The organism is Synechococcus sp. CBW1006 (genome assembly GCF_015840525.1).
In the GTDB taxonomy this organism is placed as follows: Bacteria; Cyanobacteriota; Cyanobacteriia; order PCC-6307; family Cyanobiaceae; genus CBW1002.
Genome location: NZ_CP060396.1, coordinates 1,794,962 through 1,808,187, shown reverse-complemented (window position 1 = coordinate 1,808,187; position 13,226 = coordinate 1,794,962). Strand labels below are relative to the sequence as shown.

Genomic DNA, 13,226 nt, shown 5'->3' with positions numbered 1-13,226 from the left:
GGCTTCGTCCAACACGGCCATGCACCTGACCCGCCCCCTTCAATTTCCCGAAGCCTAATGAGATCCCGAACCAGCAGCTTTTTGCGGTCAGGTGATGGCCAGCGTTAGGCGGGTTCCAAACCTGGAGGCATGCGCGGTCTTTCTGTATGTCCAGTAAGTACTTGTGCTCACACACAATGCAGTACACATATGAAGGTCCGCATAAATCGTCAACCAACTGGCACAGCGCTCTGCAAAGTCCCTGACTCACAGTGGGTCCTGGAGGCTGCGGCCCAAGGAGTTAGCGTCTTATACGGAATGCGAAGCTATGGCTGCCAGTTTCTGCGGATTCAGCTAAGAACAAGTTGGACACCAATAAACACATGAGGTATATCTCAAATGAGAGACAAAATAAGAAACAATCAAGAACGTAATGGTTCCAAGGAGCTGGCCATAATCGACACGGGACTTGATGTTATAGGTTATTCGCCACCGGCATGCGATTCCACCAGGCGTGAGTTCCTGCAGACGCTCGCTCTTATAGGGGGAGGGGCAGCATCCACTCTAATCCTCGGCTCCAACAACGCATCAGCCGCTGACATCCCGCCAACCAATTCCTCGGTCAGCACGCCTAAACTTAATATCATCGATTACTCGAAGATCCCCCAACGATTGCACAAATATTCTGCGACAAACAGGGCGAAGAAAATTGTGAAGGCATCCATCACGATGGATACCCTGTTTTCTGGCGTCTGGCCGAGTCAGTGGTCTAGCCCGCAGGCACCGGAATTTCACGACGAAATGGAGCGTTGCAAGGCAGCGGGTTTCAAGGTGCTGGCATGCTGCCCATCGGCAGATTCGCTGGATTCTTCGATCAAGGGTGTCGCGCAGTCACTGATGTTCTACTTGAACAAGATCAGCGAGAAACCCGACAAATACAAAATTGTGCGCACGACCAATGATATCGATACCGCCATCAAAGAAAACAAGCTCGGCCTGTTCTTCACCCATCAGGGCACGGCATTGTTTGCTGGCGATGTGGATATGGTCGGGTTATGGCGGCAACTGGGCTATGGATATTGCCTGCTCGCTTATAACCAGCGGAATGCCGTCGGTGATGGTTGTTTTGAGACCGCCAACGGTGGCCTGACTGCGTATGGCAAACAGTTGATCGATGCTTACAACCGCTACGGCATGATTGTTGATGTCAGCCACACCGGTGAGCGGACATCACTCGATGCGATTGAACGCAGCAGCAAACCCGTGATCTCATCGCATTCGGGAGCATTGGCAATTGCAGACTACCAGCGCAGTCTCTCTGATACGGTGATCAAGGCGATTGCGAAGAGTGGTGGTGTGTGCTCGATCAATATGGTCGGCGCCTTTATGGACAAGACCAATCCGGATATCGTGACTACCGATGCTCTATTTCGTCATATCGACTACATGGCAAACCTCGTAGGCATCGATCATGTTGGTTTTGGTTCGGACTTCATTCCCAATGTCAACCTCACTGCTTCGCTGATTCAGACCCCGGCGGGTGCGGCCGTGTTTCCCGATGGCGGTTACAGCGCGGCGATGGGCGCCAAGGGCGTACCCACACCGGCGCCGTATCAGATCGTTGCCGCACTGGTGGACAAAATGCTGGAGAAAGGCTACTCGGAACAGGATTGCGGCAAGTTCCTCGGCGGCAATATGTACCGAGTGATGGAGGAGATCTGGATTTAGATTAAGACACCAAGGGCTTATGTGGGATTACATATTGAGGGCGTTAAATGCCTGACATCTGCATCACCTGCCTCTTGCTGGCTTCCTCCACAGAAGGCCAGCGATCCCAGCCCCAACGCCACCTAAGCCTAGAACATAACCGATAGGGATCAGAGGAAAGGCCTCCCGCAGGATGCCATCTGCATGCACATGTACGCCGATCAGCCGATAGGCGACCCAGCAGGCCATTGAACCAGCGAGCAGCAACAGCGATAGGCGGATGAGCGGGCGTTTCATGGCCGCAGCTGCTCCAGCAGGGTCTGGGTGAGCGCCAGCTCACAGCGGGTCGTGAAGATGCCGTAGCCCGTGCCCTGGAAGCTCACCGACTTGGCGTAGGCGCACACCCTGCGGCGTTCGGCGCGGAAAGCACGCGCCTGCTCGTTTGGGTCGGCACTCGTCTTGTAGAAGCCGGTGAGGTTGTCGCGCCAGAGCGTCTGGAAGGTTTCGCTCGGCACTTGCCTGGCCTCGCTGGCCACCCGGGCCAGGGCCTTCTCCAGCTCCCGGTCCATGGCCTGGAGGGCTTGCATCACGCAGCGGGTTTCAGCCACGGTGCTTTCTGATGGGGTGCAGACCTCCGCTGCTGGTGCCGGCAGCGGCAGCAGCAGCGGCACCAGGGAGGCGGCCAGCAGCAGGTGGAGACAGGTGCGCATCGTGAGGCTTTTCTCCAGACGCATTTTCCCCAGACACATTGTCATGCTGGATGCTGCTGTTCCGAGTCGCCGCGCCTCTTCCCCATGACCAGCCTGCTCCCCCGGCTCCCCCTGCTGCTCACGGCCATCGCCGGCTGCCTTGTCAGCCACCCGGCTGCCGCATGGGCAGCCCCGGCAGGCAGCAACCTCGCGGTGCTGCTTCAGGCAGCGGGCGGCCAGCCCCTGGGCCTCTACGACGGTGTGCGCTTCGTGCGGATCAACGCCACCGACGGCACCCGCATCACCGTCACGATCAACTGCGAGCAGGAGCTCTGGCGGGTGGCCCGCATTGAGCCCAGAACCGGCCGAGCGGACTTCCGCGACGATCGCTTCCAGAGTGCTGCCGGCATCGGCCGCAGCCGCTGGTGCACCACCCCCGTGCGCACGATGGAGTGAGTCTGGGCTCACTCCTCCAGCAGCTGCACCTGGTACACGGCCACATTGCTGTGGGCAAGCGAGCGCACGATCTCAGGCACCATCTGCATCGGGGTGCAGAGCGTCAGCGAGCGGCGCCTGCCGGCGGCCATCTCCGCCAGGTGCTGGGGATCGATGCTGGTGGAGCGCTGCTGCGCTGCAGCCTCAAACACCTCCACCGCTGGGCTCTTCCCGGAACCCAGCACAAACAGCACCCGCCGGGGCGTCTCGCTGTAGTCGCGGCTGAGGGCCTCCAGGGCAGGGATGTCCGGGTGTGTCATGGCCTGCTGGTGGTGGGGGATTGCTACACCCACCTGGATAATCGATTGGCTTTCCTTTGCTCCCGCATGCTCCACCGCCGCTTCCTCGCCATCGCTGCTGTCAGCGCGAGTGTCATCGCCGGGGCCTCCCTGGTGCGTCCTGCCACGGCCGCCCAGACGCTGGACTGCTGGATGAACGACAGCAAGCAGACCTGTCAGGTGAAGCCCTGGGGCAACGGGGGATTTGAGATCAGCTTCAGCGGCAGTGCCATCTATCGCTTCGTGCCGGCCGGTCCCCCCACCACCGACAACCGCCGCATGCGTGATGAGCAGGGCCGCATCTGGCTGATGAGCGGCCACCACAGCTTCACGCTCAGCGAGCAGAACGGCGACGGCAACAGAATCGCCGTCTCCAACGTCAAGAGTCGGCCCGCAGCGGCCGTGGATCACCAGGCCCACAGCAAGGTGAAACTCAGCGGCCATGGTCAGCCCACGGTGACCCTGTACGCCAAGCCCAACTACGGCGCCGCGATCGCGGGGATGGGGGTGTCGGGGGAAACGCTCGACAAGCTGGCGTGCACCTCAAACAGCCAGGGCACCTGGTGCCGGGTGGGCTACCCAGGCCAGAGCGGCCGGGTGCTGTGGGTGAACCGGGACTCGCTGATCTTCCTGGGGGACGGGGAGTAAGTCATCGCCCCTGCATTTGCTTGCCCTGGCCGGGTTCTCTGACCTGGCCTTTGCAGCTGCCCATGGAATCGGGATGGAGAAGCGCATCACCCATCACTACGGCCGCTCCCGGCCGTCACGTCAAAAGGCCCCGCTTCATGCCCTCCGAAGGGGCCCTTGCGCTGGCGCGCAAGCTGGCCGCCAGCGCGAGCAAGCAAAATGTTTATGACAAAACTACTCTCTACACATCAGGGAGGCCGCCCATGCGCACGAACATCGTCATCGACGACTAGCTGATGCACGATTCGATGCAGGTCAGCGGCGCCTGCACCAAGCGGGAAGCCGCCGAGATCGACCTTCTCACCCTCATTGTAGCCGGGCTCACCCAACATTACAGCCCAGGTGTGCCTCATTTGGCTGGCAACGTCCAGCCCTGCTCGCCCCAGCTGGGCGCCAATACCCTGGCAGCGGTAGGTTGATGCCACGGCCAGTGGAGCCAGACCAACGCCGGTAGGTCCCGCCGTCGTGCTGCCCGGCGAGAAGGCCACATGGCCAACGAACTGTTCCTGATCTGTAGCGACGAGGGACACCGTGAGCCGCCCGGCTTGGCGCAGTGCCATGACCAGCCTGGCCTCCGCTGGGGTGGGGAAGCAGCTCTCCAGCAGAGCAGTGATCGCTGGGCTGTCACCGGGGCCCTCCGCCCACCTCCCAGCCTGGATGAGAGCCTGGCCGCCCAGGCAACGTTCATCAGCTCGTTCCTGGTCAAGGATGGGCAGCTGCATCAGTGCCTTCTCGCTTGTGGCGGTATTCTGTTCTAGGTAGGGTCTCCTGAAAAATCCAGATCCATTGCGCCGCAGCTGGTCTCAAGCATGAGAAACCGCTAAAGTAGCCGTGAATCAGGCAATCCGTGATTGCCTTTACTCCTGATCGCTCAATATGTACCGGAGGCACAATAACGGTCAGATCTCAATCAAGGAGTTCCACCTGCCATTTGGCGGCACACTTGATCCCGAGAATCGCTGGGTTCAACTGGAGGGGCTGATCCCATGGGATGAGCTGGAAGAAACCTATGCCCCTCAATTCAGCGCCACAATTGGCGCTCCAGCCAAATCAGTGAGAATGGCCTTTGGTGCTCTCTACATCAAACAGAAGTTAGGGCTCACCGACGAAGAGACAGTCCATCAGATCAGAGAGAACGCCTATATTCAGTTCTTTCTCGGCTTTGCGGGCTACACAGCTAAGGCACCGTTTGATGCCTCGATGATGGTGCACTTTCGCAAGCGTTTTTCTGACGAGGATCTGCGCCGTATCAACGAGCTGGTGGTGCAGCGCGGCAAAGAGATCCTTCTGGAAGCACTTGCTCAGGCAGCAGACGATGACGACCATGATGATCGTGATTCCAGTGGAGGAGGCGCTCAGCTAGAACTTGATGCGTTGATCAAGCCTGCTGACTGGCCAGAAGGAAAGAATTGGGGCACTCTCACGATTGATGCCAGTTGCACTCCAGCCGACATCACCTATCCCAGAGACCTCAAGCTCCTCAACGAGGCTCGCACAACGACCGAGCGAGTCATTGATGATCTGTGCAGTCAGTCATCGGGATTCAGGAGACATCGACCTCGCTACGACCGTGGCCTTGCTCGTGCTCATTTCCTGAGAGTGGCGAAGCAAAAACGACCACGTCGCCGCAAAGTGAAGGCTGCCATTAAACATCAGCTTGGCTATGTGCGGCAGAATCTCAAGGCCATTGATGCTCTGATCGGCTGCGGGGCAAGGCTTTCCGAGCTTAAGAGGCATTGGTGGCAGAAGTTGTTGGCCTGCAGCGAGTTGGAGCGGCAACAGGGCCTTCTGCTCGCCTCTCAGACCAACAGCATTCCAGACCGCCTGGTGAATCTTGTGCAGACCCATATCCGCCCAATGGTGCGAGGCAAAGCACGTGCTGCGGTGGAGTTTGGAGCCAAAATCAGTGTTTCGGTTCAAAACGGCTTTCCGTTCTTGCACCGCATAAGCTGGAACCCCTACAACGAAGGAGAAGACCTTATCGCTCAGGCGGAAAAATACAAGCTGGATACAGGATCTTACCCAGAGCGAATCTGCGCCGACCGGATTTATATCACGGCCAAGAATAGGCATTTCTGCACGAGGAACGGTATTCGCCTCTCCGGCAAGCGATTGGGTCGCCCGCCCAAGGATCCTGATGTCACCACTGCACACAAGCACCAGCTCCGATCTGATCAAGCTCGACGCAATAAAGTGGAAGGCGTCTTTGGCTCTGGAAAGCGCAAGTATTCCCTGGATCTGATCATGGCTCGTCTACCAGCTGGTGCCGAATCCTCCATCTCGATGGCCTTTGTCGTGATGTGCGCGGAAAAGGTCTTGAGGCTGCTGCGCCTCTTTTTTGTCCTTCTTTTTGGGTGGATCTACAGCTTTTTTATGGCCTGGTCAGCGATCAGAGCGCCTGAGGGCATCTGCAAGCCATGCTTTTGAGATCTGGCCGACTTGATGTCACCGCGCTTGCCAGCCTGATTAACGCGAAGCAAACGGACGAATCCGGCGCCGATGGGCCGAGAATCTTTTTCAGGAGTCCCTAGGTAAGGAAACTCTGACGCTCCTGTAGGAGCCCTCGGTAGTGAACGGTGGCCCTCCTCGCTGAATTCCTGGTCGGACAACCCGGCCACATTCTGATTTTGGCCCTGGTCCTGCTTGCTGGCTGGTCCCTGCTGCGCTTCTCCGGTGCCGTCAGCGGGCCGTCAGCCCGCCCCCTGTTGTGGCCTCCCTGGCCTGGGGAGTGTATGCCGCCTGGTGGGAGGCCCTGGTGCAGCTACGCACGCCTAAGACCAACATACGGGTGGATCAGCAGCTGATCTGTCCGCTGCTGGCCGCGCTGACGCTGTTCGGTTTGATCAGGGGAACCAAGGGGCAAGACGGTGAGCAAATGGTACAATCAGCATGGCCTATCCCTGAAGCGTGTGCTATGCCTCATACGCTTCCTGTCACAATCAGGCGGTCTAATCAGAATTTCTCTTTCCGCATTAACTATGGTTCGCAGCTTTCGTCAAACCTCTGCAGCCCTCGGCGCTGGCCTTCTGCTGGCGGGCATGTCCGCCCCCTTCGCCCCGGCGGCCATGGCCGAGGTGCTGGTCAGGGCCCAGGGCCGTTGCAAGCTCATGAGCGGTGGCTACGCAGCCTTCAATGGACACTGCACCTTCAAGCACAAAAAGGCAGGCAACACCGATGCCTATGTCGTGGAGCTCGATGACGGCACGGAGTTCAGCTTCTCGGGTCCTAATGTGCAGGCGCTGAGTGTGCAGACCTACGACGGAATTCGCAGCGTCAGTCACATCGCCCAGTCGGACTATGAGGTGTTCAGCTGGAACGACGGGGAACCCCGCAAGCTCTCCGTTCGGCTCGACCGTGTCGAGAACCCCGACGCCCGATTCGATGATTCCAGCCAGAAGGCTGATTCCAGCACGCTCTTGGGTGCCGCGGTGGGTGCCCTGATCGGCGGTCTGATCTCCGGCAAGCCCATCACTACGACCGAGCCGGCCCGGGAGGGCGCTCCGGTGTCCGATCTGCAATCGCTGGTGGGCGCCAGGGGGGGGCAGGCCGAAGGAACCCTGACATCGAAGGGCTACACCTACCGCGGTGGCACCAAGCTGGCCGACAGTTCCTTCACCTACTGGGAGCAGCCCTCAACGAACAACTGCGTGACGATTCGCACCACCGACGGCCGTTATCAGTCGATCACCTACACCAAGCGAAGCGACTGCAACTGAGTCATCAGCATGCTCAACCCCTGGGTCTAATCAGCCCCAGGGGTTTTATATGGAGCCTCGCCCTTCAGGCGCGCCTGATCACCCGCAGCACCACCAGAAGGATCACGGCGCCGAGCGTGGCCACCACGATGCTCCCCAGCACACCCCCTCCGAAGACACCACCCAGACCGCTGAAGAGCAGGCCACCGATCAGGGCCCCGATGATGCCGACAACCAGATCACCGATCAGGCCGAAGCCACCGCCTTTGACCAGGACACCAGCGAGCCAACCGGCAATGACCCCCACCAGCAGAAACCAGAGAACGTTCATGAGCTCTCATCCTTGTTCTTGAAGATCAACAAAAACGTAGACTCGAGAGCAAGCCAAGAGCCATGCAGGCTTAAGTTCCTTACAGACTTGTAGCAAGTCCTGGGCATTCGCCAGATCAGAGAGAATGGGGGCACTCCGAACAAGCCCCTGGAGTGGCCAGGCCCCCGCAGCTCTCTGCTGCTCCAGTCACTCCTTACCTGCCACTCAGAGGCAGCGTTCAGAGGATCGGAACCAGGCTGCAGTGTCATGCAGACACCAAGATTAAATTGGCAAGCCGTTATTTTCGGGTTTGTCAGCACTGAATAGGACCTCCTGAAAAAGGGCAAAGCGGCTGCACCGCAGTGGATCCGAGCAGTTTTCAACTGTAGAATGTGCTCAATTCGGCTCGAGATCGCCGAAAAAGCAGTCCAGAGTTTTCCACATGTATCGGCGCGAGCATCGTCATCAGCTCTCGTTTGAGGATTTCTTCTTGCCGTTTGGCGGCAAACTCTCTGGTGACAATCGCTGGATCAAGCTTGCTGAGCTCATTCCCTGGGATGAGCTGGAGGACGACTACGCGTCGCAGTTCTGCAAAGGCTTTGGGGCACCTGCCAAGCCATTTCGAATGGCGCTGGGTGCACTGATCATCAAGGCTCGTATGGCGATCACAGACGATGAGCTGGTAGAGCAACTCAAGGAAAACCCGTACCTTCAATTCTTCATTGGATTAGAAGTATTCCAGTTCTCAGCACCGTTTGATCCGTCGATGATGGTCTATTTCCGGAAGCGCCTGCCGGAGTCAGTGATCAACGACTGCAACGAACGGATCGTGCGCCATGGGCTGAATGTGATCCAGGCCGCAGGTACCGACGATGATCAAGGTGCAGACAAAGGTGGCGGTTCTTCCACGGGACATAGCAGCAATGATCACACGTCTACGCCATCGGCCAACCAAGGCACACTCTTGATTGACGCCACCTGCGCACCGGTTGACATCCGCTATCCGACTGATTTATCCCTGCTCAACGAAGCCAGAGAAGTTACAGAAAAACTGATTGACGCGATGCATCCGCCGATCAGAGAAGGGTTTGGCCTGAAACCACGCACGCACCGGAAGAAAGCCCGTCAGCAGTTTCTGGCAGTAGCAAAGAAGAAGCGCCCTCGCATCAGCAAGATTCGAAAAGCGATCAAGCAGCAGCTCGGTCATCTTGAACGGAATCTTGGCAGCATTGATGCCCTGATCGCTTGCAGCGGCTGCCTTCTGGCCGCAGGAAGGCACTGGTATCACAAACTCTTAGTGGTCAGCGAACTGGTTCGCCAGCAGAAGATTCTCTACCACTCAGACAGCAGAAGCATCCCAGATCGGATCGTGAGTCTCTTCCAAGCTCACATCCGGCCAATTGTTCGTGGCAAGGCCAGATGCAATGTCGAATTCGGAGCCAAGATCTCCATTTCAGTCACCGGTGATGGGTTTACCTACCTGGATCGCCTGAGCTACGACCCTTACAACGAAGGAGAAGACCTAAAGGCTCAGGCAAGAGCCTATCGCCGTCGTCATGGTCATGATCCAGAAGTGATCTGTGCCGATCAGATCTATCGGACTCGAGCGAACCGTGCTTTCTGTCAGCGTCATGGGATTCGCCTGAGTGGACCTCGCCTTGGTCGGCCCAAGAGCGATCCTGAGCTTGTGGCAGAAGAGAAGAGACAGTTTCTTGATGATCAGCGTCAACGTAACGCGGTAGAAGGCAAAATCGGACAGGGGAAGCGGCGATTTGGATTGGGTTTGATTTGTGAGAAGCTCGCTGCCACCCAAGGATCAGCCATTGCATTGGCTGTACTGGTAATGAACCTCGAGAAGCTGCTGGGGCTTCTTTTGATTCTTTTTACCTTCTTGTTTCAGCTACTGATCGGCACTGAATCCATCCGAAGAGGCGAGGAGCGGCTCCTGAGCAATCAACCGGCTGCAGCCTGAGCAACACTCAGAATTCAGCCAAGCTTCCCCACTTTTTGCCCCGGGGGCTGGTTCTTACTTTCTCAGGAGGCCCTGAATAGATTCGATCCTCAATGCCCTCATCGGCTTTTGCAACTTCAACACAGAGGACGATGTGCAGACCCGATCTGAATCAGATTCTTGCCAGGGATTGGCCTGCACTGCCCGTTGACCTCGAAAACCCGGGAGCCGCAGAACGAACTCGACGCCGTCGCCTGCTGGCGCAATGGTGCACCATCCAGTAGTATCACGATGTCGTTATGCCGTTGATCAATGGCTGCCGCTCTCGGGGCGTGTCGGGCGCCTGAGCAGCGGCTCACCGGCTTGATCCTGCTGCGCCAGATCGGCCTGCAGCGGCGGCACCCTTGCCACCCCCCAGCGATGACCACCTCCGCCCCCCACCTGCGCGAAGACCTGCTGACGCCGCGCTTCTACACCACCGAAATCGAGAAGGCAGCCCGCACCGATCTGGACAACCAGCGTCCGGCTTTCGAGGCGATGCTGGCCCAGATGGAGGCCGACTACAACCGCGATCACTTCGATCGACGCGTGCCGCTGGGTCGGCTGCGGGACCTCAGCCTCGAGGAAAAGGGTGCCTACGAGAGCTATCTGGTGCGCTCGTGCGTGTCGGAGTTCTCGGGCTTCCTGCTGTTCAAGGAACTATCCCGGCGCCTGTTCCAGGCCGGCCGCAACGACCTGGGCCGCCTGTTCCAACTCATGGCCCGCGATGAGGCCCGCCATGCGGGCTTTCTCAATCGCGCCCTGGTGGCCGAGGGCATCCAGCTGGATCTGCCCAAGTTGAGCACCAACCGGCCGATCACCTGGTTCCCGCTCAGCTGGGTGCTCTATTCGGTGTTTCTGTCCGAAAAGATCGGCTACTGGCGCTACATCCTCATCGACCGGCACCTCAAGGCCCATCCCGACAGCAACTTCGCTCCCCTGTTCGATTTCTTCGAGCCCTGGTGCCAGGACGAGAACCGCCATGGGGACATCTTCAACATGTTGATCCGTTGCTGGCCTCAGATCAAGGACGGGCTACGCGGTCGGTTGCTGAGCCGATTCTTCCTCTGGTCGGTGTTCCTCACCCACAGCCTCACGGTCTGTGAGCGTGATGAGTTCTATGGGCTCCTCGGAATCGATGCAAACCGGTTCGATGCCGAGGTGATGCGTCAGACCAACCGCACCGCCCGTCGTGCCTTCCCCCGGGTGTTCGACCTGGAGGGCAGCAACTACCTCGAGCTTCGCGACCGGCTCGTGGACTGCTACCAGCAGATCAAGGATTCCAGCACCAAGGGCCCGCTGGGTGTCCTGAAACAGCTGGGCCTCAAGCTGCGCTTCGCCGGGCTGTTGCTGCGCCAGTTCGCCCAGCCCATGGTTCCCTCGGGGGCGGCGTGATCGGGGCCGTCCTTGATCCCATTCCCCATGGCTTCACCCCTCATCGGCGCTGAGGCGCCACGCATCTTCATCGGCTACGACCCCCGGGAGGAGGTGGCCGTCAACGTGCTTACCGATTCGATTCAGGCCCACGCCAGCGTGCCGGTGCTGATCGCCCAGGTGCGGCTCGACCAGCTGGCGGGTGTTTACACCCGACCCCGGGATCCGAAGCAGAGCACCGATTTCTCCTTCAGCCGCTTCCTGGTGCCCTTCCTGGCCGGCTACCAGGGCTGGGCCCTGTTCATCGATGCCGACATGCTCTGCCTCGGGGACATCGCCGAGCTCTGGGCCCATCGCGATAAGCGTTATGCGGTGCAGGTGGTGAAGCACCGCCATGAATGCGAGGAGGGCCTCAAATTCCAGGGCATGCCCCAGACCCCCTACGAGCGCAAGAACTGGTCGTCGGTAGTTCTGTTCAACTGCGGCAGCTGCCGCCAGCTCACTCCCGAGCGGGTCAACACTGCCTCCGGCCTGGAGCTGCACCAGTTCCGCTGGCTGGATGACGACACCATCGGCACGATTCCGCCCGAGTGGAACGTGCTCGTGGGTGTCCAGGCGATCCCACCCCAGCCGAAGGTTCTGCATTACACCCTCGGCGGCCCCTGGTTCGACGACTGCCTCTCGATGCCGGAGTCGGATCGCTGGCTCGCAGCCCACTCCGCCATGAATCGTCCCCTCTGCCCCACCTGAGTCGGCAGCACTCCCCAACCCACGAGATCCCCATGTACGACAGCCCCGCCTACCGCGCCGCCTACGCGCGCATCAATGGAATGGTGATCGTGGGCGAAGGTCTCGCCTATCGCCATTTCCGGCAACTGGCCGAGATCTTCCCCGAAGACCGCCAGGAGCTCGATCGCCTGGCTGCCATGGAAAGCGGCCATGCCCGCGACTTTGTGGGGTGTGGGATCAACCTGGGCATCAAACCTGACCTGGCCCTGGCCCGCGACCTGTTCGCCCCCCTGCATGCCCTCTTCCTGGACGCCCGTCGCTCGGCAGACCGGGTGGGACCGCTGGTGATCCAGTGCCTGGTGGTGGAAAGCTTCGCCCTGGCCGCCTACCGCGGCTACCTGCCGGTGGCCGACCCCTACGCGGCACCGATCACCCGCCGGGTGATGGCCGACGAGGACGAGCACCTGAACTACGGCGAACGGCGGCTGAGCCCCGCGGGTGATCTCGCCCTCGACTGGTGCACCCAGGCCCTGCCGATCACGTTGGCGATCCTCAGGCCGCTGCTGCCGGATGTGGCCGCCATCGGCATGGAGGCCACGGAGCTGGTGGCGGAGTTCGCCGACCTGCTCCAGGGAAGCCTGGAGCGGATCGGCATCGGCGGGCCTGCGGCGCGTCGCACGATCGCCCGCTCAGTGGGCCGCGCTCTCGCTGCGCCAGCCCCCTGAGCAGCGGGACATCCAGCCGATTCAGGCGTTCTCCATGGCCCTCATCGGCGCCAGGGGAGCGACCGGAGGCAGATCCGAGGCCCACGGCTCCAGGCCACCGCTCGGCAGCTCCACCCTCTGGCAGTCGCCGCCGAAACGGAGCTGCAGCCAGGTGATCACAGCGGGATCGAGGGCCGCGACGGCTTCGGCGCTGCCGTCGTTCAAAGACAGCTCGCGCACGGCGGAGCAGGGCAGATACCAGAGGTCGGTGGGGCCGTCCTGGCGTGTGCGGCGCTCCAGGAACAGCTCCCTCAGCTGGCCATCCCCGCTGAGGGCTCCTTCCGGGGCCAGCAGCAGCGTCAAGGACTGGAGGGCGCGCCCGGGGGTGGCGGTGAACGGCATGGCAACCATGATAACGAGGTCAATGCAACACAACACTAGCGTGATAACGTGGCCCCGAGTTCGGCTCCAGCGCCTGGGGCATCGGTGCCTCTGTGTGTGCGTTGTCGAAAGGATGTCGGCGTCAGCCATCCCAGCTCGGCTAGTTGTGGAGATGAAGCCGGCCGCCGATGAGCCCACTCTTTTGCTG

15 protein-coding genes are annotated in these 13,226 nt (G+C 59.9%); 9 read left to right on the top strand and 6 right to left on the bottom strand.

Going from position 1 to position 13,226, the window contains the following annotated elements; all coding sequences use genetic code 11:
- Positions 1-378: 378 nt before the first annotated feature.
- Positions 379-1,707 carry a dipeptidase gene (locus H8F26_RS08645; RefSeq protein ID WP_197158776.1) on the top strand — a complete coding sequence of 443 codons (1,329 nt, stop codon included), beginning with the start codon at positions 379-381 and terminating at the stop codon, positions 1,705-1,707.
- Between the two features lie 63 nt (positions 1,708-1,770).
- Here the strand turns inward: H8F26_RS08645 and H8F26_RS20140 are convergent, their stop codons facing one another.
- Entirely contained in the window at positions 1,771-1,983 is a 213-nt protein-coding gene (locus H8F26_RS20140) for a DUF3955 domain-containing protein (RefSeq protein ID WP_197158775.1), read from the bottom strand.
- Positions 1,980-2,420 (bottom strand): lysozyme inhibitor LprI family protein, encoded by a 441-nt coding sequence (locus H8F26_RS08635; RefSeq protein ID WP_197158774.1) that lies wholly within the window; start codon positions 2,418-2,420, stop codon positions 1,980-1,982. The genes H8F26_RS20140 and H8F26_RS08635 overlap by 4 nt, the downstream gene beginning before the upstream one ends.
- A gap of 60 nt (positions 2,421-2,480) precedes the next feature.
- Here H8F26_RS08635 and H8F26_RS08630 point away from each other — a divergent pair, with 60 nt between their 5' ends.
- Positions 2,481-2,831: a hypothetical protein gene (locus tag H8F26_RS08630; RefSeq protein WP_197158773.1), complete on the top strand. Its 351-nt coding sequence runs from the start codon at positions 2,481-2,483 to the stop codon at positions 2,829-2,831.
- Between the two features lie 8 nt (positions 2,832-2,839).
- Here the strand turns inward: H8F26_RS08630 and H8F26_RS08625 are convergent, their stop codons facing one another.
- Positions 2,840-3,130, bottom strand: a complete 291-nt coding sequence (locus H8F26_RS08625) for a hypothetical protein (protein ID WP_006170418.1) — start codon at positions 3,128-3,130, stop codon at positions 2,840-2,842.
- Here H8F26_RS08625 and H8F26_RS08620 point away from each other — a divergent pair.
- Positions 3,122-3,796, top strand: a complete 675-nt coding sequence (locus tag H8F26_RS08620) for a hypothetical protein (protein WP_197158772.1) — start codon at positions 3,122-3,124, stop codon at positions 3,794-3,796. The genes H8F26_RS08625 and H8F26_RS08620 overlap by 9 nt on opposite strands.
- Positions 3,797-4,023: 227 nt before the next feature.
- Here the strand turns inward: H8F26_RS08620 and H8F26_RS08615 are convergent, their stop codons facing one another.
- Positions 4,024-4,557 (bottom strand): GNAT family N-acetyltransferase, encoded by a 534-nt coding sequence (locus H8F26_RS08615; protein WP_197158771.1) that lies wholly within the window; start codon positions 4,555-4,557, stop codon positions 4,024-4,026.
- 154 nt (positions 4,558-4,711) lie between these two features.
- Between H8F26_RS08615 and H8F26_RS08610 the strand changes: the two genes are divergently transcribed.
- Entirely contained in the window at positions 4,712-6,262 is a 1,551-nt protein-coding gene (locus H8F26_RS08610; RefSeq protein ID WP_197158770.1) for an IS5 family transposase, read from the top strand.
- Positions 6,263-6,873: 611 nt separating this feature from the next.
- The gene (locus tag H8F26_RS08605; RefSeq protein ID WP_231598019.1) at positions 6,874-7,551 is read left to right on the top strand and encodes a hypothetical protein; all 678 of its coding nucleotides are present in this window, start codon (positions 6,874-6,876) and stop codon (positions 7,549-7,551) included.
- Positions 7,552-7,615: 64 nt separating this feature from the next.
- On the opposite strand, the gene H8F26_RS08600 is transcribed toward H8F26_RS08605, so the two are convergent.
- Positions 7,616-7,861, bottom strand: coding sequence for a GlsB/YeaQ/YmgE family stress response membrane protein (locus H8F26_RS08600; protein ID WP_197158768.1), 246 nt, complete (start codon positions 7,859-7,861; stop codon positions 7,616-7,618).
- Positions 7,862-8,282: 421 nt separating this feature from the next.
- Between H8F26_RS08600 and H8F26_RS08595 the strand changes: the two genes are divergently transcribed.
- The 4 genes from H8F26_RS08595 to H8F26_RS08580 all read left to right on the top strand — a co-directional run bounded on the left by H8F26_RS08595 (position 8,283) and on the right by H8F26_RS08580 (position 12,658).
- On the top strand, positions 8,283-9,812 hold the full coding sequence (locus H8F26_RS08595) for an IS5 family transposase (RefSeq protein ID WP_231605560.1): 1,530 nt from the start codon (positions 8,283-8,285) through the stop codon (positions 9,810-9,812).
- A gap of 399 nt (positions 9,813-10,211) precedes the next feature.
- Positions 10,212-11,225 (top strand): magnesium-protoporphyrin IX monomethyl ester (oxidative) cyclase, encoded by a 1,014-nt coding sequence (gene acsF, locus H8F26_RS08590; RefSeq protein WP_197159078.1) that lies wholly within the window; start codon positions 10,212-10,214, stop codon positions 11,223-11,225.
- Between the two features lie 27 nt (positions 11,226-11,252).
- Entirely contained in the window at positions 11,253-11,954 is a 702-nt protein-coding gene (locus tag H8F26_RS08585; RefSeq protein ID WP_197158767.1) for a glycosyltransferase, read from the top strand.
- 32 nt (positions 11,955-11,986) lie between these two features.
- Entirely contained in the window at positions 11,987-12,658 is a 672-nt protein-coding gene (locus H8F26_RS08580; RefSeq protein ID WP_197158766.1) for a long-chain fatty aldehyde decarbonylase, read from the top strand.
- A gap of 21 nt (positions 12,659-12,679) precedes the next feature.
- Here the strand turns inward: H8F26_RS08580 and H8F26_RS08575 are convergent, their stop codons facing one another.
- Positions 12,680-13,039 (bottom strand): hypothetical protein, encoded by a 360-nt coding sequence (locus tag H8F26_RS08575; protein ID WP_197158765.1) that lies wholly within the window; start codon positions 13,037-13,039, stop codon positions 12,680-12,682.
- Positions 13,040-13,226 lie beyond the last annotated feature (187 nt).